Raw genomic sequence first — 20,533 nt, forward strand, 5'->3', positions numbered from 1 at the left:
AAGCGGCTGGCGGCTGAGTGAAACCCGCGATTGTCAGGCATGTGCCATGTCCGTGCCCGTACCGGTATCCGTGGAGGCCCCGGCACGCAGGAACCCGTACACCACCAGCGCCGTGAGCACCGTGATGCCCGCCAGCACATCCAGCAAGATGCCAAAGGCCTGACCATAGGCCGCCAGCACGTCGGGTGCAGACAGGCCGGGCAGCAGGGCCATGGCCTCGGCGATGTTCCCCGTCACCAGCAACTGCGCCGCGCGGCCGGTGGCATGCACCGCCTGCACCGCCTGGGGCGCCTGAGCTGCCAGGGCCGACAGACGCCATGCCAGCAATGCGGCCAGCCCCGCGCCCACCAGCGCCAGCGCCATGCCTTCGCCCGCCACGCGCACCGTGCTGAAAATTCCCGTGGCCATGCCGGCGCGCTCGCTGGGCACCACGCTCACGGCCAGGCCATCCATCAAACCCCAGGGCAGCCCGATGCCCAGGCCGATCAGCAGCAGCGGAGGCGCCATCTGCGCAAAGGCCGTGCCCGGCGCGCACCCGCCCAGCCACAGCAGGCCCGCCGCGCAAACCAGCAACCCCGCCAGGCACAGCAGCGCGGCCGAGATCCAGCGTGTGAGCCAGCCCGCCAGCAACGGCACGAACAGCATGGGCAGGGACAGCACAAACATCAGCTGCCCCGCCTGCAGCGGCGCCATGCCCTCCACGCCGATGAAGCGCACCGGCAGCAGCACCAGCAGCACCACGAAGGCATAGGCCGGCGCACCCGCCAGCAACTGCACGCCCACGAAACGCGGATAGCGAAACAGCGACAGGTCCAGCATGGGCTGCCCCGGGCGCTGCTGCACGCGCCGCTCCACGGCCACAAAGGCCGCCAGCGCCAGCGCGGCACCGGCCAGCGGCAGCAGCGCCGCCCCGCTGGACCAGCCCGCCTCCGGCCCCTGCAGCACGCCCCAGGTCAGCAGCGCCAGGGCTGCGGTGAACAGCAGCGCACCGGCCCGGTCCAGCCGCTGCGCCTTCGGGTTGCGCGACTGAGGCATGCAGCGCAGCCCCAGCACCAGCGCGGCCAGCGCCACGGCGGCCACGCAAAGCACCACGCCGCGCCAGCCCGCCACGCCCAGCAACCAGCCCGACAGCAACGGCCCGAAGGCCAGTCCCACGCCGAACGACGTGCCCACGCCACTGAAGGCACGCATGCGCGCCGTCCCGTCGAACACCTGGGCCAGCGCCGCCGTGCCGCCCGCCAGCGCAGCCGCCGCGCCCAGGCCCTGCAGCGCACGCAGCAGGTTGAACACGACAATGGCCCCCTGCCCGCCCAGGCAGGCCTGGGCCAGCGCACTGGCCAGCACCACGCCCAGCCCGGTCAGGAAAACGCGCCGCCGCCCGTGCAGATCGGCCAGCGCGCCGGCCGCCATCAGCGTGGCGCCAAAGCTCAGCATGAAGGCATTCGTCACCCAGTTCAGCGCCAGCGGCCCGCCGCCCAGCGCCTCGCGCAGCGCAGCCAGCGCCACGGCCGGCCCCGTGAAACTCAGCGGCATTGCCAGCGCCGCAAGACACACCGACAACAGCACCCAGACCGGGGATGCACGCGGTCGCGCTGTGCCGTGGAGCGCACCCGGTGCGCGGGAAGAAGTCAGGCAGGAGGACATGGTTGGCAAGGCTTTCGCAATTTCCCGGCCGCACATGGCCAGGCATGCATGAACGATAAAAGCGCTGCAATGCCGTGAAAATAGGCGCCAGACTCCCCACACTCCCAACCCCAGGTTGCTAATCGACATGGACAGCTTCAGCGGACTCGAATCCTTTGTGCGTGCAGCCGACCTGCTGAGCTTTGCCGAGGCCGGGCGCGCCCTGGGCATCTCGGCCTCGGCCGTAGGCAAGAACGTGGCGCGGCTGGAACAGCAACTGGGCCTGCGCCTGTTCCAGCGCACCACGCGCCAGGTGCGCCTCACGCAGGAAGGCGCGCTGTTCCACGAGCGCTGCCGCCGCATCCTGGATGAACTGCACGATGCGCGCGCCACCATGCAGGCCGCCGCCGAGGCGCCGCGCGGGCGGCTGCGTGTGAGCCTGCCCACCATCGGCTACCGCTTCCTGCTGCCCGTGCTGCCCGAGTTCCAGGCCCTGTACCCGGAGGTTGACCTGGACCTGGACTTCAACGACCACCTGGTGGACGTGGTCGAGGCCGGCCTGGACGTGGTCATCCGCAGCGGCGAACTGGCCGACTCGCGCCTGGTGGCGCGCCGGCTGGGGCCGTTCCGCTTCATCCTGGCCGGCTCGCCCGACTACCTGGCGGCACGGGGCATTCCGCAATCTCCCGCCGAGCTGGCACAGCACAGCTGCCTGCGCTATCGCTTCCTGAGCAGCGGCAAGCTGGAGGAATGGGTGCTGCCCGGCATGCCGCCCCACCTGCCCGCCGCCCTGGTCTGCAACAACATGGAAGCCATGCTGGGCGCGGCCGTGGCGGGCATGGGGCTGGCCTATATGCCGGACTTCCTGGCGCGCGATGCACTGGGGCGTGGCGAGCTGCAGCGGGTGCTGGCGGAGGACCTGACGCACACGGGGCAGTTTTCGGCGTTGTGGGCGTCGAGTCGGCAGCTGTCGCCTAAGGTGAGGGCGTTTGTGGATTTTGTGGGGGGGAGGTTGTTCAAGGAGTCTTGAACACGTCCTTCCTCTGCTGTTGCTCGTTCTTGTCCCTGCTGTTGCTCGTTTCTGCCCCTGGTATTGCTCGTTTCTGCCCCTGCCGGGTGGTTGTTTTTCGAGGCCGGGTCTCGGCCCGGCAGCCGACTGCCCTTTCTTGATTCGCCAAGAAAGGTCAGATCAAAGAAGGCGACCCGAATGTCCGCGACCCTCCGCTTCGCTGCGGGCAACCTGCGTCGTGGCAGTTGCGGGGTTCGCCGTGAAACTCTCTTCGCGCTGCGCGCTACGTTCAAACATCACGGCGAGTCAGATCACGAAGCAGTCCTGTCCTTCGGCAGGACTGCAACCCCGCAACCACCACGCCGCAGGCGCTGACATACGGGGAGTTTGCCCGGGCCTTCGCTTCGCTCGGCCCCTGGTTTGAAGCCGAACGCAGTGATGGCGCCGGCTGTTGGCTGTTGGCTGTTGGCTGTTGGCTGTTGGCTGTTGGCTGTTCCCCAGCCTCCCCCCCTTCTGTCCACGCCTGCGTTGGGCGGGATGCGGGGTGGCAAGCCTGCCGAAGGACAGGCTTGCTTCGTTGTCTAGCTCGCCGTGATGTTTGAGTGAAGCGCGCAGCGCGTAACGAGTTTCACGGCGCACCCCGCATCCCGCCCAACGCAGGTCGCCCCGTAGCGAAGCGAAGGGGTCGTGGGCAGTTTGGGGCGCGCTTCTTTGCCTACTTTCTTATCGCGCGATAAGAAAGTAGGTCGGCCGCCGGGCCGAGACCCGGCCTCGAAAAGAAACCGCCCGGCAGGGGCAAAAAACAGAACACAAAGACTACTCAGCCACCTGCCTCAACGTATCCATCACAGGCCTCCTCAACACCTCCCGCAACGCCCACCACCCCGCCATCCAGGCCAGCAAGGCCCCGGCAACAGCCCCCGCCAGCGGAGCCCACCAAGGCACGGTCCAGTTGAACTCGAACACCCAGCGCGCCAGGGCCCAGCCCACGGCCCCCGCCGCGCAGCTGGCAAGGAAACCCGCCAGCAGGCCCACGCCGGCCAGCTCGGCGCGCTGCACCTGCGCCAGCAGCCGGGCCTGGGCACCGACGGCGCGCATGATGGCGTACTCGCGAGCGCGCTCCTCGCGCGTGGCGGTGACGGCGGCGAAGAGCACGACCAGGCCGGCGGCCAGGGTGAAGCCGAAGAGGAATTCCACCGCGCGTATCACCTGGTCCAGCACGCGCTGCACCTGGGCCAGCGTGGTGCTCAGGTCCACGTTGGTGATGTTGGGAAACTCGCGCACCAGGGCGTTGTCGAAGCCCGCCACGTCCGGCGCGCGGTAGGCGGCCAGGTAGCTGACGGCCACGTCGTCCAGGTGGTCCACGGGATAGATGACGAAGAAGTTGGCCCGCATCGATCCCCAGTCCACCTTGCGCAGGCTGGTGATGCGCGCCTCGCTGGGCACGCCGCCCACGTCGAAGCCCAGCGTGTCGCCGAGCTTCAGGCCCAGGGTCTCGGCAATGCCGTCCTCCACGCTGATCTCGCCCTTGGCGCCAGGCGTCCAGGTGCCCGCCGTGATCAGGTTGTGTGCGGGCGCCTGCGCCGTGGTGGAGAGGTTGAACTCCCGGTCCACCAGGCGCTTGGCACGGTCTTCGCTGAAGTCGTCGGGGCTGACCGGCTTGCCGTTGACGGTGACCAGACGCCCCCGGATCATGGGGAACCAGTCATAGGAGGTGACGCCAGCCTTGTCCAGCGCCGCGCGGAAACCGTCGGCCTGCTCGGGCTGCACGTTGATGACGAAGCGGTTGGGCGCATTGGCCGGCGTGGCCTGGCGCCAGCTGCCGATGAGGTCGGTGCGCAGCAGCACCAGCAGCATGAGCGCCAGCAGCCCCACGGCCAGGCTGCTGATCTGCACCACGGCATAGGCGGGGCGCGCAGCGATCTGGCGCGTGGCCAGCACCAGCCAGCGCGGCGCCGTGCTCTCGTGCACCAGGCGGCGCAGCACCTGCACGGCCAGCCAGCCCAGGGCCGCGAACAGCAGCACGGCCACGGCAAAGCCACCCACGGCGATCAGGCCCAGCTTGATGTCGCGGCTGGCCGCCAGCAGCAAGGCCGCAAAGCCTGCCACGCCCACGGCCAGCACCACCACCGAGGCAGGCTTGAGCGCGCCCAGGTCGCGGCGCATGACGCGCAGCGGCGGCACGCGCGCCAGCTGCAGCACGGGCGGCAGGCCAAAGGCCAGCAGCAGGGTCAGCCCCATGCCCACGCCGAAGGCCGCAGGCCACAGGCCTGGTGCGGGCAAGGCGGTTTCCACCAGCCCGGCCAGCAGCAGCACGAACACATGGTGGATGGCCCAGCCCAGCAGCACGCCCGCGGCGCTGGAGGCCAGGCCGACCAGCACGAACTCCACGGTGTAGGCGCCCGCGATGCGCCGCTGGCTCTGGCCGAGCACGCGCAGCATGGCCGAGGCGTCGAGGTGGCTGTTGGCAAAGCCGCGCGTAGCCAGGGCCACGGCCACGGCCGACAGCAGCGCCGCCAGCAGGGCGACCAGGCTCAGGAACTTCTCGGCGCGGTCCAGTGTCTGGCGCATCTCGGGGCGGCCGCTGTCCAGCGACTCCACGCGCACGCCATGCACGCCGGGCGCCTTGGCCTGCTGCTCGGCCCAGACGCGGTAGCGCTGCACGGCCGGCTCGGAGCCATCACCCGCGCCGGCCACGGCCAGGCGGTAGGTGATGCGGCTGGCCGGCTGCACCAGGCCCGTGGCGGCAAGGTCGGCGGAGGTAATCATCACGCGCGGCGCAAAGTTCATGAAGCCCGCGCCCCGGTCGGGCTCGATGGAGATGATGCGCGCCACGCGCAGTTGGGCGTCGCCCAGCAGCAGCATGTCCCCCACGCCTATGCCCAGCGACTCCAGCAGCGGCGCATCGACCCAGGCCTCGCCCCGCGCCGGTATCTCGCGCGTGGCCCGGTCGGCCGCGCCGGGGGCATCGGCCACGCGCAGGCTGCCGCGCAGCGGATAGCCTTCGGGCACGCTCTTGAGCGCCACCAGGCGGCTCATGCCGCCTTGCGCGTCGCTGGCGCGCGCCATGGTCGGGAAGCTGGATGTCTCCAGGGCCTGCAGCCCTTCGGCGCGTGCGCGCTCGGCAAAGGCCGGCGCCGTGGGGTTGTCGCCGACCACGACCACGTCGCCGCCCAGCAGCTGGCGCGCATCGCGCTGCAGCCCCGCCTGCAGCCGGTCGGCAAAAAAGCCCACCGAACTGAGCGCGGCCACGGCCAGCATCACGGCGACGATCAACAGGCGCAACTCGCCCGCGCGCAGGTCGCGCCACAGGGTGCGCCAACCCAAGGTCCATGCAGAAGATCCATTCATGCCGCGCAGATTAGCGCAGGCGAAGATGGGCACCCGGGCGCCACGGCTATTGGCACGGCCGTTCAGAACGATTGGCCCAGCCGTTCAGAACATCAGCCGCAGGCCCAGGTCCAGCCCGAGCGCGCCGGCCGGCTGCATGCCGCCCGTGGTCAGGTAGCCGGGCTGGGGCAGGATGGCCGGGTTGCTGACCACCAGCGGCGTCACGCCCATCACGCCCGGGTTGTTGCGCCCGTTGCCCACGCTGATGCGCGACACCGTGGCGTACAGCGCCGTGCGTTTGGACAGCGGGTGCACATAGCCCAGGGCGAGCTTGTTCACCGAGGAATCGCCGTCGGCCAGGCCCTGGCCATTCCTGAACTGCACACGTGCATAGGAGGCGCGCAGCGCCCCCTGGCCCACGGGGATGTTCACACCGGCCAGCACGCCCAGGTAGCGGTCGTTGATGGCGGCCAGCGTGCCGGCGTCGCGCCGCTCGTTGCGCACGCCGGACCATTCGCCAAACAGCTTGACCGGGCCGAAGTCATAGGAGCCGCCCAGGTTCAGCGACCGGATCTTTTCCGCGCCGGCGCCCGAGGTGCCCAGGGTGTTCTCGCCATAGCCCAGCGCCACATCGGCCGCCCCCATGGCCCAGCCGATGCGGGCACCCGCGTAGCGCCCCCGCTTCGAGCTGTTCTCGGGGAAGGCGTACATGGCCTGCCCGTAGACGCCGCCCAGGCCCGGCGGCAGGAAATAGCCGATGGAATTGCCTGCGCGCAGATAGGTGTCCGTGCCCGCCGACAGCCCGCCGCCCAGCAGGCCGCCCGTGGCCAGCGCGCGGGCGATGGCCAGGTTGCTGTTGACCACGGCGATCAGGTTGGTGCCCACGCCGTTGACGGTGAAGGGGTCGAAGGCCCAGTCGTTCAGAAACGAAGGCGTGTGGTCGCGCCCCATGCGCAGCTCGCCCAGGCGCCCGGACAGGCTGATGGTGGCGCGCCGCCCGAAGTTGAGCGCGCCGCCGCCCGTGTCATTGGCCACCGGCGCCTCCAGCCACAGGCCGGCCATGAGGCCGCCGCCCAGGTCCTCGCTGGCGCGTATGCCGATGCGGCTGGCCAGGTTGCCCGAAGGCGACAGCGCCCAGGTGCTTTGCCGCGCCGAGCGCGCGGGGCCCGTGTCCCAGGATTCGCTGCGCACGCTGTAGCGGCTGATGCCGGCGTCCATCACGCCGAACAGCGTGACCGAGGTGGGCGCCTGGGCGGCGGCCGCGCCTGTCAGACACAGCAGGCCCAGCGCGTGCAGGCCGCAGGGATGGGGGTGAAGTCGGGGCATGGAGGTCTCCTGTTCGTCGTGGGGCTGGCGCGGTCCTGCGCCACGAATCGACTCTAGGAACGCCATCGCGCCGCTTCTTGGCAGTTCATGCCAACGGTTTTGCAATTCACGACATGCGCGGGTTGCCCTGGTCAGGGTTGCCATGGATTTGTCCCAACAAGGCAAATGCCTGTCCCCCAATGGCAAGTCCCGGGAAAGCGGGCTTTCGATACTGGATGCCAGAACACGGAACAAGGAGACACGGATATGAGACTGCCCCACGCCATCGCCACGCTGCTCGCGGGCTGCGCCATCACCATCGCCATCGCCGGTACGGCCTGGAGCCGCCAGCCGCTCAGGCTCATCGTGCCCGCACCGCCGGGCGGCACCATGGACATCGTGGCGCGCGTCGTGGGCCAGCAGCTCGCGTCTGAAACAGGCCAGGCCGTGGTGATAGACAACCGCCCGGGCGCGGGCGGCCTGCTGGGCATGCAGACCCTGCTGCAGGCGCCCGCCGATGGGCAGACGCTGCTGGTGGGCGCAAGCAATCTGCTGGCCGAGATCCCCCATGTGATCAAGATGCCCTTCGATCCGCTCAAGGACCTGGTGCCCCTGGCCTCGCTGGCCCGCTCGGGCGTGGTGCTGGTGGCCGGGGCCAGCCAGCCCGCCCAGGACATGCAGGAGCTGCTCGCGCAGCTCAAGGCACGCAAAGGCCAGACCAGCTTTGCCAGCTACAGCCCCGGCACCGTGTCGCACTACGCCGGCCTGATCCTCAGCGACAAGGCGGGCCTGGACCTGCAGCACGTGGGCTACGCGGGCTCGCCGCCGGCCGTGCAGGCCCTGCTGGGCGGCCAGGTGGACGTCATGTTCGACGGCATGCTGACCTCGGTGCCCCTGATCAGGGCCGGCAAGCTGCGTGCCTACGCGTTCTCCGGCCCCCGGCGTTCGCGCCACCTGCCCCAGGTGCCGACCACCGCCGAACTCGGCTACCCCGAGCTGCAGTTTCGCGGCTGGGTGGGCCTGATCGCGCCGGCCCGCCTGCCGCCCGAAACCATGGAACGCCTGCGCGCCGCCATCGGGAAAGCGGCCAGCGCGCCGGCCGTGCAGCAAAAGCTCTCCGACGTGGGGCTGGAGCCCGAGGTGCTCACCGACACCGCCGCGCTGCAGCGCGAGACACGCCAGATGTCCGAGCGCAACGCCGGCATCGTGAAGAAATACCAGATCACCGCGAACTGACTTCCAGGGAAACACCGACCATGCAGATCCGACAGATCACCCCCGCCATCGGCGCCGAAATCTCCGGCATCCATCTCGGCGATGCCGCACGCGACGCCGCACTGTTCGCGGACATCCGCGCCGCGCTGCTGACCCATCGCGTGCTGTTCTTCCGGGACCAGGACATCACGCGCGCCGAACATGTGGCCTTTGCCAGCCGCTTCGGCCCACTGGAGGACCATCCCGTGGCAGGCAGCGATCCCGAGCACCCTGGCCTGGTGCGCATCTACCGCAGCGACGATCCGCACAGCTACGAAAACACCTGGCACTGCGATGGCCTGTGGCGCCCCAACCCGGCCATGGGCGCGGTGCTGCGCTGCATAGAGTGCCCGCCGATCGGCGGCGACACCATCTGGGTCAACATGGTCAAGGCCTACGAGGAGCTGCCCGAGAGCATCAAGCGCAGCATCGACGGCCTGCGCGCCAAGGCCGGCATAGAGCACACCTTCGGTGCCGTGATGGCGCCCGAGGCGCGCGCGCGGCTGGCCAGCGAGCACCCGCCCGTGGAGCATCCCGTGGTGCGCACCCACCCCGAGACCGGCGAGAAGCTGCTGTTCGTGGGCGCGGGCTTCAGCACCCACTTCGTCAACTACAGCACGCCCGAGAACGTGCGCCACGGCATAGACAAGGCGCCCGGCGCCGCGCTGCTGATGAACTACCTGATCAGCCGCGCCACGATTCCCGAATACCAGGTGCGCTGGTCCTGGAAGCCCGGCGACGTGGCCGTCTGGGACAACCGCAGCACCCAGCACTACGCGCTCAACGACTACTACCCGGCGCCCCGCCGCATGGAGCGCGCGGGCATCGTCGGCGACATCCCGCGCTGAGGCCCTGCACAGACTCTTTCCACACCTACCCCCCACCCCCACCCACCGGAGCGTCCCATGAATTTTCTCGATGGCCACCTGTTCCCCGAAAACCAGCAGCCCCTGATCATCACGGCCGCGCCCTATGCGCCGGGCTGGCTGCCCGGCGATTTCCCCGAAGACATTCCCGTGACCATGGACGAGCAGATCCAGAAGGCCGTGGACTGCTACAACGCCGGCGCCACCGTGCTGCATCTGCATGTGCGCGAGCTGGATGGCAAAGGCAGCAAGCGTTTGTCGAAGTTCAACGAGCTGATCGCCGGCGTGCGTGCGCGTGTGCCCGAGATGATCATCCAGGTGGGCGGCTCCATCAGCTTCGCGCCGGAGACCGAAGGCGCGGCCGCCAAGTGGCTGTCCGATGACACGCGCCACATGCTGGCCGAGCTGGAGCCCGTGCCCGACCAGGTCACGGTGACCGTCAATACCTCGCAGATGAACGTGACGGAGCAGGCCGAGGACGCGGACTTCAGGGGCACCTCGCGCGAGAAGCCCGCCATCTTCGACGCCTACAAGGAGATGACCGTGCCCGCCCAGCCCGGCTGGGCCGAGGAGCACATCCGGCGCCTGTCGGCCGCCGGCATCCAGAGCGCCTTCCAGTGCTACAACATCAACAGCTTCGAGTCCGTGGAGCGGCTCATGCGCCGCGGCATCTACAAGGGCCCGCTGGTGATGAACTGGGTGGCGATTGGCGGCGGCATGGACGCGCCGAGCATCTACAGCCTGGCCAACTTCGTGCGTGCCGTGCCCGATGGCGCCGTGCTCACCGTGGAAAGCAATGTGCGCAACGTGCTTCCCGTGAACATGATGGGCATCGCCATGGGCCTGCACGTGCGCTGCGGCACCGAGGACTGCCTGTGGAACCAGTCGCGCAGCGCCAAGGCCAGCACGGTCTCCCAGATCGAACAGCTGGTGCGCATCGCGCGCGAGTTCGGCCGCCCCATCGCCACGGCGCAACAGGCGCGCACCATCAGCAAGATTGGCGTGTTCTACGACACCGCCGAAGAGACATTGGCGGCCAACGGCTTCGCGCCCAACCGCAACGGCGGCAACCAGGGATTTCTGCGCAAGACCGCCTGACGCACTAGGCCTCGCCAACCCGTCCCTGCCCGCGCCTGCGCCAGTCCGAGACGCTGGCGCCGAAAGCGGCCCGGAACCAGTGGCAAAAGCCGCTGGGCGCGGCAAACCCCAGCAGGCCCGCCACCTCGCCCAGGGGCTGGCTACCGTCTTGCAGATGGCGCAGCACCAGTTCCCTGCGGAGGGTGTCGAGCAGCGCCGAGAAAGTCTGCCCCTCCGCAAGCAGGCGGCGGTGCAGCGTGCGGCGGTCCATTCCCAGGTGGCGCGCCACCTGCTGGGCCGTGCAGCGGCCGCCCGGCAGCAATGCAATGATCAGCTCCCTGCAGGCCGCCTGCATGCCTTCGCCCCGGCTGCGCAGCGCCTGCTCCAGATGGCTTCGCGCAAAGCGCGCAACGCCCGAGCCCTGCGCCTGGCCGCATTCGCGCAGCAGTTGCAGGTCCGCCAGGCGGCAGACCATGCCGTTGAAAGGCTGGTCAAACAAAGGGGTCATGCCGAAGAAGGCACGGTGGGCCGATGCATCGGCCGGTGCGCGGTGTACGAAGCTGACCTGCTGCGGGCGCCACTGGGCGCCGATCAGCTCGCGCAGCACGCGAAACATCACGCCCACCGCCAGCTCCATGGACTGGCGCATGGCCATGCCCGCGATGGGCACCAGGTCCTGGCGCACCAGCACCCCGGAGCCCGCGTCCTCGATGCGTACGAACATGCCCGCACTCAGCAGCTTGAGGTAGCGGCACAGCGTGTCCAGCGCCTGGCGCGGCGTGGGCTCTTGCTGCAGCACAAGGCTGATGGGGCCCAGGTGGGACAGGCTGCGCCGCGCCGCCAGGCGCAGCGCGAAATCCTGCGTTCCCGTGGTGCGCGCGGCCACCTCCAGCAGCTCGCGCACGGCATGGATGGGAATCAGCGTCTCCGGGTCGTCGAGCAGGCGCGCCGACAGTCCCGCCGCGCGCACAAGGACGGCGGGATCATGGCCCAGGCTTTTCACCAGGTCGGCATAGCCATGCAGGCTGGCACTGCGGATAAGGCCGCAAGTGACGGGCCTGCGGCCTGCGGCCACGGTGCCGATGGCATGGAGCGCAGGGGTCTGCATGGCAGGTCCATTTCAGGGAATCAGCACCGTCGCGCCCGTGGTGCGGCGCGACTCCAGCGCCCGGTGCGCCTGGGCCGCATCGGCCAGCGCAAAGCTTTGCTGGGGCTCGCTGGCGATGCGCCCGGCCAGCACATGGTCGAACAGCTCGCGCGCCATCTCCAGCATGTGGGCGCGCGGCTGGATGTAGTGCACCATCGCGGGCCGCGTCATCCAGATCGAACCCTTGGAGGCCAGCAGCTGGGAGTCCACCACCACCGAGCCCGACGAGGTGCCGTTGCTGATCAGCCGGCCGCGCGGCTGCAGGCAGTCCAGCGAATCCATGAGCGTGTCCTTGCCCACCGAGTCATAGACCACGGGCACGCCCTTGCCGCCCGTGATCTCCATCACGCGAGCGACGGTGTTCTCGCGCGAGGTCACGATGACGTGGGCGCAGCCGTTGGCGCGCGCGGCGGCGGCCTTCTCGTCGGTGCTCACCGTGCCGATCATGGTCACGCCCAGGGCCCGCGCCCATTGGCAGGCGATCAGCCCCACGCCGCCGGCCGCCGCGTGGTAGAGGATGGTCTCGCCCCCCTGCAGCGGATGGACCTGGCGGAACAGGTACTGCGCCGTCATGCCCTTCATCATCAGCGTGGCCGCCGTGCGGTCGCTGATGCCGTCGGGCAGGGGGATCAGCACCTCGGCCGGCATCACGCGCACATCGCTGTAGGCGCCCTGCGGGCCCATCAGGTAGCCCACGCGGTCGCCGGGCCGCACTTCGGTTACGCCCTCCCCCACGGCCTCGACCACGCCCACGGCGTCCGAGCCCAGGCCGTTGGGCAGGGCCAGCGGATAGCGGCCCGTGCGGAAATAGATGTCGATGAAGTTGACGGCGATGAAGCTGTGGCGCACGCGCGCCTGGCCGGGTCCCGGCGCGCCGGCCTCGGCATGCTCCAGCCTGAGCACCTCGGGGCCGCCGGTGGTATGAAAGCGTATGGCCTTTGCCATGGAGTCTCCTTGTGTAGCGCCTGCGTGGGGCACCCTGCATCAGTTGAGCCGGATGTCGAAGTTCCGGACGATCTCGGCATTGCGGTCGAACTCGGTGCGCAGGTCGGTGGACATCTGCTCCAGCGAGCGATCGCCTTCTACGGGCTCGAAGCCCGTGCCCGCATAGCGTTCGCGCACGGCCTTGCGGGCGTTGACCCGGGCCAGCGCGCCGTGGATCTTCTCCAGCAGCGGGCGCGGCGTCTGCGCCGAGGCGAACACGCCGCTCCAGTTGCTGAAATCCACCTCGGGGTAGCCCAGCTCGGCCAGCGTGGGCACCTGCGGGTAGTCGGGCAGCCGGCTCTTGTAGGCCACGGCCAGCAGCCTGACCTTGCCGCCCGCGATCAGCGGCTTGGAGGTGACCGATCCGTCGAACATCAGCGGGATCTGGTTGCCCATGACCTGGGCCAGCGCGGGCGCCGAGCCCGGGAAGGCCACATGCTCCATGTCCAGGTGGGCCCTTCTGTTGAGGATGGCGCCTGCGTACTGCGAGGCCGTGCCCTGGCTGTACGAGGCGAACGACAGCGTGCCCGGGTGGGCCTTCACGTAGGCGATGGCCTCGGCCCCGTCGCGCGCGGGAAACTGCGGCGAGGCGATGAACAGCATCACCGAGCGCGCCATCTGCGCCACGGGCCGCACGTCCTTCATGGGGTCGAAGCCGACCTTGAGCACATGGGGCACCTCGGTGAGGATGTTGGTCACCGTCACCAGCAGCGTGCTGCCGTCGGCCGGCTGGGACAGCATGTGCTTGACGGCGATGGCGCCACCGGCGCCGGGCCGGTTCTCGACGATGACGGGCTGGCGTATCTCCTGCGCCAGCTGATCGCTGATGATGCGCGCGAACACATCGATGGTGCCGCCGGGCGGCGCCGGCACGATGAGCCGGACCGGCTTGTCGCCGAAGGCGTGGGCGCCACCGGCCAGCAGCGAGGCGGCCAGGGCGATGGCAGTCCAGGGGGGCATGCGTTGCATCATGGGCTCCCGGTTCAGGCGGCCTTGCGCAGAAACCCCTGCTGGGCGCCGTTGCGGTTGGGCGCGAAGCCGTTGGCCGCCAGCGTCTCTTCCACGGTGCCGTAGAACTGGCCGATCCGGCAGATCTCCCGAGCCTGCTGCGCCGTGGCGATGGGGCGGCCGAACTCGCCTGCGATGCGCACCAGCTGCTCGATCTGCGCCACCGTGCCCATCTTGGCCGTGCGGCGCTGGTTCCAGAGGTTGTCCTCGGTGCCGCAGCGCACGTGCAGCCCCATGGCGATGCCCATCATGTTCACGGGCAGCACGTTGAGCACCGAGCTTTCCACGGTGAGCACGGCGCCGTCGGGCACGGCGCGCACGAAGTGGGCCAGGCTGTAGATGCTGGGCGCGTCCATGCCGCCGCCGATCGCCACCCAGTTCATCACCAGCGGGCCCTTGTAGATGCCGCGGCGCATGAGCCGCTCCACCGACTCGAAGCTGTTGATGTTGTAGCACTGGAAGGCGCTCTGGATGCCGGCGGCGGACAGGCGCCGGATGTGCTCCTCGGCCCAGCCGGGCTGGGCGGGCACGGTCATCTCCCTGTAGGCATTGAAGACGGCCGGGTCCTCCATGGAGGTGCCGCGTATGTCGCGCGCATCGAACTGCTCCAGGAAATTCATCTGCGAGGTATTGATGGTCACCGTGACCTGGTCGGGCACGGGCTGCAGCTCGGCCAGCATGTGGCGCGTGTCGTCGGACAGCCACTTGGCGGCCGCGCCGTCCGTCTCGGGAGCAAAGCTGATCGATCCGCCCACCTGGATGATCATCTCGGGCACACGCGCACGCACGCCGGCGATCAGCTCGTTGAACTTCGACAAACGCTTGCTGCCTTTGCCATCCAGCTCGCGCACATGCAGGTGCAGCACGGTGGCGCCGGCGTTGTAGCAGTCCACGGCCTTCTGGATCTGCTCTTCCATGGTCACGGCGATCTCGCCGGGAAAGTCCGAGGGCAGCCACGAGGGCGCATAGGGCGCGGCCGTGATGATCAGAGGCTGCTGGTTTTCGGGGAACAGGTGGCCGTCGAGAAAATTCATGGCATGTCTCCTTGTGTCGTGATCGTGGTTCAGAAGGTCGGCGTGCCGACGATGCCAGCGCGCTCCATCTTCCGGTGGCTGGGCGGGTAGTCCATGGCCGCGTAGTGCTGGGTGGCGCGGTTGTCCCAGATCGCCACGCTGCCCGGCCGCCAGCGCCAGCGCACCTGGTACTCGGGGATGGCCGCCTGGCCGATCAGGTACTGCAGCAGGCCGGAGGCGCCCTGCGTGAAGTCCTGGCCCACGCGCACATTGGCGGGCGTATGGAAATTGGTGAAATGCGTGGTGAAGCCGTTCACGAACAGCACCTTCTCGCCGGTCTCGGGATGGGTGCTCACCACGGGATGCTCGGCATCGGGGTACTGGGCCTTGAGCGCCAGCCGCCTTTCGATGGGCATGGCCGCGCCGAACGTGCATTCGATGCTGTGGCGCGCGCGCAGCGGCGCGATCAGCGCCTTGACGGCGTCCGGCAGGCGTTCGTAGGCCAGCGCCATGTTGGCCCACAGGGTGTCGCCGCCCACGGGCGGGCATTCCACGCAGTGCAGCACGCAGCCCATGGGCGGCGCCTCGCGCCAGGTGGCGTCGCAGTGCCAGGAATTCTCGTAGCGGTCGTTGGGCTGCTCGGGCGTCCTGTAGATGCGCACCAGGCCCGGATGCTCGGGGTCGCTGCCGGCCACCGGATGGTCCTCCAGCTCGCCGAAGCGCCGCGCAAAGGCCACGTGCTCGGCGCGCGCCAGGCCCTGGTCGCGCAGGAACAGCACCTTGTGGCGCAGCAGCGCCGCCCGGATCTCCGAGAAAAGCGCGTCGTCGCGCACCGCGTCGGCCAGCCGCACGCCGAGCAATTCGGCGCCGATGGCGCATGTCATGGGCTCTATGCGCATGCCTGTCTCCTGTCATTGTTGTGAAGGCCCGTGGCGGCACGGTCCGCCCGGCGTGGGGCCGGTGTCTGCAATGTAGGAAAACCCGGTTCCGCGGACTTTGCAAGCCATGCCATCCTCTTTGCATTTCGTGCCACCAGGCCACGGACTGACAGGAGGGCAAGCATGGTCACCATGGTGCGCGCGGCGGCCTTGACCCATTTTTCGGACGTCATGCGCGAACTGGGCGGCGACCCCGACAAGGCACTGCGCCAGGCCGGCCTGCGGCCCGCGCTGCTGCGCGAGCAGGACCAGCTGATCGACGTGGCCATCGTCGCGCGCCTGCTGGAAGACGCGGCCCAGTCCACGGGCTGCGAGTCCCTGGGCCTGCGCATGGCCCGGCACCGCCAGCTGTCGAGCTTCGGCGCCGTGAGCCTGCTGCTGCAGCACCAGCCCACGCTGCGCCATGCGCTGGACACGCTGGTCGCGCACATGCACCTGGTCAACGAATCGCTGCTGATCCACCTGGAGGATGCAGGGGACATCGTCATCCTGCGCGAGGACTTCGTCCTGCACGGCGCCATGCGCCAGTCCGTGGAACTGGCCATGGGCGTGCTGTGGCGCATGTGCGAGGCATTGCTGCGCGAGCGCTGGCGGCCGCAGGGCGTCAGCTTCAGCCACGCGCCACCGGCCGACCTGTCCGAGCACCGCCGCATGTTCCGCTGCCGCATCACGTTCGGCGCCGAGTTCAACGGCATCGCCTGCCGCGCCGCCGACCTGGACGAGCCCAACCCGCTGGCCGACCCCGCGCTGGCGCGCTATGCGCTGCGGCTGGTGGAGGCCATGCCGGCCCACCGTGCCGCCTCCGTGGGCCATCAGGCGCGCCGGGTCATCTACCTGCTGCTGCCCTCGGGCAACGCCACCTGCGCGGGCGTGGCGCAGGGCATGGGGCGCAGCCTGCGCACGCTGCAGCGCGAACTGGACCGAGAGGGCCTGAGCTTCAGCGAGCTGCTGACCGAAGTGCGCCACGAACTGGCCCTGCGCTACCTGGACCACCCCCACTACAGCGTGGGCCAGGTCGCCGCCATGCTCGGCTATGCCAGCCACAGCGCCTTCACGCGCTGGTTCGCTGCGCAATTCGGTTGCGCGCCCGAGGCCTGGCGCAGCCGCGCGCAGGGACTGCCTCGCGCCTGACGTACCCAGCGTTCCTGGCGCACCTGGCGGACCTGGCGCACTTGATCGCACTTGACGCACCACCACGGCGCACCCCGCCCCTGCGCGGTGCGGCGGGCGCATTGCGGTGCACGCTGTCTGCGCACCAGACAGCGTGCACCACGGGCAGGCACCGCGCAGCGGTGCTGGCACGGCACTTGCATTGGCAGCCCTGACCCGCCGGCCCTGGCCTGCGGCCCGCAAAACACTGGATGCGCAACGCAGGACGCCAGATGAACATCGTTGTGATCGGCCACGGCATGGTGGGCCACAAATTTCTCGAGCAGCTGCATGCCCTGGGGGTGGCAGATGCGAACGTCACCGTGCTGTGCGAGGAGCCGCGCGCCGCCTACGACCGTGTTCACCTGTCGGAATTCTTCTCCGGCAAGAGCGCCGAGGACCTGAGCCTGGTGGCGCCCGGCTTCTTCGAGGCCAGCGGCTTCACGCTGCGCCTGGCGGCCAGGGCGGCAGCCGTGGAGCGGCGCGAGCGCACCGTGACCACGGCCGATGGCGAAGTCATCTCCTACGACAGGCTGGTGCTGGCCACGGGCTCGGCGCCCTTCGTGCCGCCCGTGCCGGGGCGCGACCGGCCGCACTGCTTTGTCTACCGCACCATCGAGGACCTGGAGGCCATGCAGGCCTCGGCCGCGAAATCACGCGTCGGCGTGGTGGTGGGCGGCGGCCTGCTGGGCCTGGAATGCGCCAAGGCCCTGCGCGACCTGGGCCTGGAGACCCATGTGGTGGAGTTCGCCCCGCGCCTGATGGCCGTGCAGGTGGACGACGGCGGCGGCCGCGTGCTGCGCAGCAAGATCGAGGACCTGGGCGTGCAGGTGCACACGGGCCGCAATACGCTGGAGATCACCGACGGCGCCACGGCACGCCACCGCATGGTATTTGCCGACGGCACGCACCTGGAGACCGACATGATCGTCTTCTCCGCCGGCATCCGCCCGCGCGACGAGATCGCGCGCCAATGCGCCCTGGCCATAGGCCCGCGCGGCGGCGTGGCCGTGGACGACCATTGCCGCACCAGCGACCGCAGCGTCTACGCCATTGGCGAATGCGCCTCCTGGCGCGAGCAGACCTTCGGCCTGGTGGCACCCGGCTACGACATGGCGCGCGTGGCGGCCCGCCACATTGCGGGCGAGGCCGAGGCCGCCTTCGGCGGGGCCGATCTCAGCACCAAGCTCAAGCTCATGGGCGTGGATGTGGCCAGCATCGGCGACGCACAGGGCAAGACGCCGCGCAGCCGCAACTACCAGTTCATCGACGAGCGCAAGCAGGTCTACAAGAAGATCGTGGTCAGCGAGGACGGCCGCCAGCTGCTGGGCGCCGTGCTGGTGGGCAATGCCGATGAGTACGGCACGCTGCTGCAGATGACGCTCAACAGCATCGCCCTGCCCGAGGAGCCCGAGTTCCTCATCCTGCCCTCCAGCGACGGCAAGGCCAAGCCCGGCCTGGGCGTGGACGCCCTGCCCGACACGGCGCAGATCTGCTCGTGCAACAACGTCACCAAGGCGCAGATCTGCGCGGCTGTGGGCGAAGGCGCCTGCACCATGGCCGAGCTCAAGTCCTGCACCCAGGCCGGCGCCACCTGCGGCGGCTGCGTGCCGCTGGCCACCCAGGTCATGAAGGCCGAGATGGCCCGGCGCGGCATGGCCGTCAACAACCATGTCTGCGAGCATTTCCCGCACTCGCGCCAGGAGCTGTACCACCTGGTGCGCGTGGGCGACATCAAGACCTTCGACGAGCTGCTGCACCGACACGGCAAGGGCCTGGGCTGCGATGTCTGCAAGCCGCTGGCCGCCAGCATCCTGGCCTCGTGCTGGAACGAGTTCGTGCTGCAGCCCCAGCTGGCCAGCCTGCAGGACAGCAACGACTACTACCTGGGCAACATCCAGAAGGACGGCAGCTACTCCGTGGTGCCGCGCATGCCCGGCGGCGAAGTCACGCCGGACGGCCTGATCGCCGTCGGCCAGGTGGCCAAGAAATACGGCCTGTACACCAAGCTCACGGGCGGCGCCCGCGTGGACCTGTTCGGCGCCCGCGTGGAGCAGTTGCCGCTGATCTGGGAGGAGCTGATTGCCGCCGGCTTCGAGTCCGGCCATGCCTACGGCAAGTCGCTGCGCACCGTCAAAAGCTGCGTGGGCTCCACCTGGTGCCGTTACGGCGTGGACGACAGCGTGGGCCTGGCCGTACAGCTGGAAAACCGCTACAAGGGCCTGCGCGCGCCGCACAAGATCAAGTTCGGCGTCTCGGGCTGCACGCGCGAATGCGCCGAGGCCCAGGGCAAGGACGTGGGCGTGATCGCCACCGACAAGGGCTGGAACCTCTACGTCTGCGGCAACGGCGGCATGAAGCCGCGCCATGCCGAGCTGATCGCCTCCGACCTGTCCAAGGACAGGCTGCTGCAGCTCATCGACCGCTTCCTGATGTTCTACGTGCGCACGGCCGACCGCCTGCAGCGCACCAGCACCTGGCGCGAAAACCTGGAAGGCGGCCTGGACTACCTCAAGGACGTGGTGGTCAACGACAGCCTGGGCCTGGGCGCCGAACTCGAGGCCCAGATGCAGCATGTGGTGGACACCTACCAATGCGAGTGGAAGACCGCCGTCACCACGCCCGAGGTGCGCCAGCGCTTTCGCAGCTTCATCAACAGCGACCAGCCCGACGAGCACATCGTCTTCGTGCAGGAGCGCGGCCAGATCCGCCCGGCGCGCTCCGAGGAGCGCAGCGAGGCCACGGCCTGACACCCCCTAGAGACCCGCGACAAGGACCCGCCATGGCACATGCCTCCCAAGAACACTGGCTGCCCGTTTGCGCCACCCAGGACATCGTCCCCGACACGGGCGTCTGCGCCCTCGTCCAGGGCCGCCATGTGGCGGTCTTTCGCATCGGCGACGACCGCTTCTACGCCATAGACAACGTGGACCCGCGCTGCGGCGCCAGCGTGCTAGCGCGCGGCCTGGTCGGCAGCCTGGGCGAGCGCGTCGTCGTCGCCTCGCCTATCTACAAGCACCACTTCGACCTGTCCACCGGCGAATGCCTGGAAGCGCCCGAGCACTCCGTGCGCGTGCATGCGGTGCGCAGCGAGAACGGGCAGTTGATGGTGGCGCTGCATTGAGATTCGTGCGGAGCACAGCCGCGCAGGAAGGTCCTGCGTGCCTACCTTCCCACACCATCCCTGCGCCGTTGCCACGCTGCAAGACCGGCCACGCCGCCCATCAGCGCCAGCAGCGCAGGCCACCCCAGCAGCGGCACCGCCACCGGGCCGGGCTGCGGGGGAATGTAGGGTTGCATGCTCCAGCTGCCTTGGGCAGGCGAAAAAGTGAATCCTGTACCACCATCAAGCACCTGGCTGCACACATTGCCATTCAACAAGACGCATGTGGTGTCCGAATGGTCACCAGCGATGTCCCCCGAGCCTGAGGCGATATTGAAAGCGTCCACCGGCTGGCCTGGGACATGGGGCGCAGCGGGTGAAACCATCGCCAGGTTCCAGGCAGTGATATTGCCGCTGCCATCGGTAGAAACCTTGAAGCGCGGCGGATCACCGATCGAAATACCAGCCATGATCTGCGCATTGGCCTGCGTATAGGTATTCACGCCGTCGCTGAACGACCAGCTGCTGATCGGGTAGGACGTTCCCGGGCCGATGACGATGTCCGTCTGGCTGGCCGGCAGGGTCGCAGGCAGGACCATCGAGCCGCTGAGGCTCATGGCTGTGGTGTAAGGGGCATGGGCATCGTTGTAGTTGACGCCGAACATAGGTGTACTAGGTATCCGCCAATGCGAGGCCAAGGCCCGAGAAGGAAAGGCACACGCTGGCG

The 20,533-nt window shown here is 69.2% G+C and carries 16 protein-coding genes; 7 read left to right on the top strand and 9 right to left on the bottom strand.

Translation table 11 applies throughout. The annotated features are described in order from the left end of the window. Positions 1 to 33: 33 nt before the first annotated feature. On the bottom strand, positions 34 to 1,566 hold the full coding sequence (locus AAN986_RS22000; protein WP_082138121.1) for an MFS transporter: 1,533 nt from the start codon (positions 1,564 to 1,566) through the stop codon (positions 34 to 36). Positions 1,567 to 1,771: 205 nt separating this feature from the next. Here AAN986_RS22000 and AAN986_RS22005 point away from each other — a divergent pair, with 205 nt between their 5' ends. After that, complete coding sequence (locus AAN986_RS22005; protein ID WP_034390972.1) at positions 1,772 to 2,653, top strand: LysR substrate-binding domain-containing protein; 882 nt, start codon at positions 1,772 to 1,774, stop codon at positions 2,651 to 2,653. Between the two features lie 795 nt (positions 2,654 to 3,448). On the opposite strand, the gene AAN986_RS22010 is transcribed toward AAN986_RS22005, so the two are convergent. Together AAN986_RS22010 and AAN986_RS22015 are read right to left on the bottom strand one after the other, a co-directional pair. Further along, complete coding sequence (locus AAN986_RS22010; protein WP_047219240.1) at positions 3,449 to 5,983, bottom strand: FtsX-like permease family protein; 2,535 nt, start codon at positions 5,981 to 5,983, stop codon at positions 3,449 to 3,451. Positions 5,984 to 6,067: 84 nt separating this feature from the next. Then, positions 6,068 to 7,288 (bottom strand): porin, encoded by a 1,221-nt coding sequence (locus tag AAN986_RS22015; RefSeq protein WP_047219239.1) that lies wholly within the window; start codon positions 7,286 to 7,288, stop codon positions 6,068 to 6,070. Positions 7,289 to 7,534: 246 nt separating this feature from the next. Here AAN986_RS22015 and AAN986_RS22020 point away from each other — a divergent pair, with 246 nt between their 5' ends. From AAN986_RS22020 to AAN986_RS22030, 3 genes are read left to right on the top strand one after another with little or no spacing between them, the layout of a single operon-like run. Then, positions 7,535 to 8,503, top strand: a complete 969-nt coding sequence (locus tag AAN986_RS22020; protein WP_047219238.1) for a tripartite tricarboxylate transporter substrate binding protein — start codon at positions 7,535 to 7,537, stop codon at positions 8,501 to 8,503. A gap of 20 nt (positions 8,504 to 8,523) precedes the next feature. Beyond that, entirely contained in the window at positions 8,524 to 9,369 is an 846-nt protein-coding gene (locus tag AAN986_RS22025) for a TauD/TfdA family dioxygenase (protein WP_016450763.1), read from the top strand. 57 nt (positions 9,370 to 9,426) lie between these two features. Then, the gene (locus AAN986_RS22030; RefSeq protein WP_047219237.1) at positions 9,427 to 10,485 is read left to right on the top strand and encodes a 3-keto-5-aminohexanoate cleavage protein; all 1,059 of its coding nucleotides are present in this window, start codon (positions 9,427 to 9,429) and stop codon (positions 10,483 to 10,485) included. A 4-nt stretch (positions 10,486 to 10,489) separates the two neighbouring features. Here AAN986_RS22030 and AAN986_RS22035 read toward each other — a convergent pair whose 3' ends face one another. The 5 genes from AAN986_RS22035 to AAN986_RS22055 are packed head-to-tail and all read right to left on the bottom strand — an operon-like array spanning position 10,490 to position 15,515. Continuing rightward, positions 10,490 to 11,572 carry an AraC family transcriptional regulator gene (locus AAN986_RS22035; RefSeq protein WP_047219236.1) on the bottom strand — a complete coding sequence of 361 codons (1,083 nt, stop codon included), beginning with the start codon at positions 11,570 to 11,572 and terminating at the stop codon, positions 10,490 to 10,492. Between the two features lie 12 nt (positions 11,573 to 11,584). Continuing rightward, positions 11,585 to 12,556, bottom strand: a complete 972-nt coding sequence (locus AAN986_RS22040; RefSeq protein WP_013803808.1) for a quinone oxidoreductase — start codon at positions 12,554 to 12,556, stop codon at positions 11,585 to 11,587. Positions 12,557 to 12,595: 39 nt separating this feature from the next. Further along, positions 12,596 to 13,564 (bottom strand): tripartite tricarboxylate transporter substrate binding protein, encoded by a 969-nt coding sequence (locus AAN986_RS22045; protein ID WP_013803809.1) that lies wholly within the window; start codon positions 13,562 to 13,564, stop codon positions 12,596 to 12,598. Positions 13,565 to 13,578: 14 nt separating this feature from the next. Beyond that, the gene (locus tag AAN986_RS22050) at positions 13,579 to 14,637 is read right to left on the bottom strand and encodes a 3-keto-5-aminohexanoate cleavage protein (protein ID WP_047219235.1); all 1,059 of its coding nucleotides are present in this window, start codon (positions 14,635 to 14,637) and stop codon (positions 13,579 to 13,581) included. Positions 14,638 to 14,666: 29 nt separating this feature from the next. After that, on the bottom strand, positions 14,667 to 15,515 hold the full coding sequence (locus AAN986_RS22055; protein ID WP_047219234.1) for a TauD/TfdA family dioxygenase: 849 nt from the start codon (positions 15,513 to 15,515) through the stop codon (positions 14,667 to 14,669). A 162-nt stretch (positions 15,516 to 15,677) separates the two neighbouring features. Here AAN986_RS22055 and AAN986_RS22060 point away from each other — a divergent pair, with 162 nt between their 5' ends. The 3 genes from AAN986_RS22060 (at position 15,678) to nirD (ending at position 19,827) form a co-directional block, all read left to right on the top strand. Beyond that, positions 15,678 to 16,685, top strand: a complete 1,008-nt coding sequence (locus AAN986_RS22060) for an AraC family transcriptional regulator (protein WP_047219233.1) — start codon at positions 15,678 to 15,680, stop codon at positions 16,683 to 16,685. Between the two features lie 251 nt (positions 16,686 to 16,936). Further along, on the top strand, positions 16,937 to 19,453 hold the full coding sequence (gene nirB / locus AAN986_RS22065) for a nitrite reductase large subunit NirB (RefSeq protein WP_047219232.1): 2,517 nt from the start codon (positions 16,937 to 16,939) through the stop codon (positions 19,451 to 19,453). Positions 19,454 to 19,485: 32 nt separating this feature from the next. Further along, positions 19,486 to 19,827, top strand: a complete 342-nt coding sequence (gene nirD, locus AAN986_RS22070; protein WP_047219231.1) for a nitrite reductase small subunit NirD — start codon at positions 19,486 to 19,488, stop codon at positions 19,825 to 19,827. A gap of 41 nt (positions 19,828 to 19,868) precedes the next feature. Here nirD and AAN986_RS22075 read toward each other — a convergent pair whose 3' ends face one another. Further along, complete coding sequence (locus AAN986_RS22075; protein WP_241150425.1) at positions 19,869 to 20,471, bottom strand: hypothetical protein; 603 nt, start codon at positions 20,469 to 20,471, stop codon at positions 19,869 to 19,871. Between the last annotated feature and the right edge of the window lie 62 nt (positions 20,472 to 20,533).

Source organism: Delftia sp. DS1230, from assembly GCF_040112715.1.
GTDB classification, from domain to species: domain Bacteria; phylum Pseudomonadota; class Gammaproteobacteria; order Burkholderiales; family Burkholderiaceae_C; genus Comamonas; species Comamonas tsuruhatensis.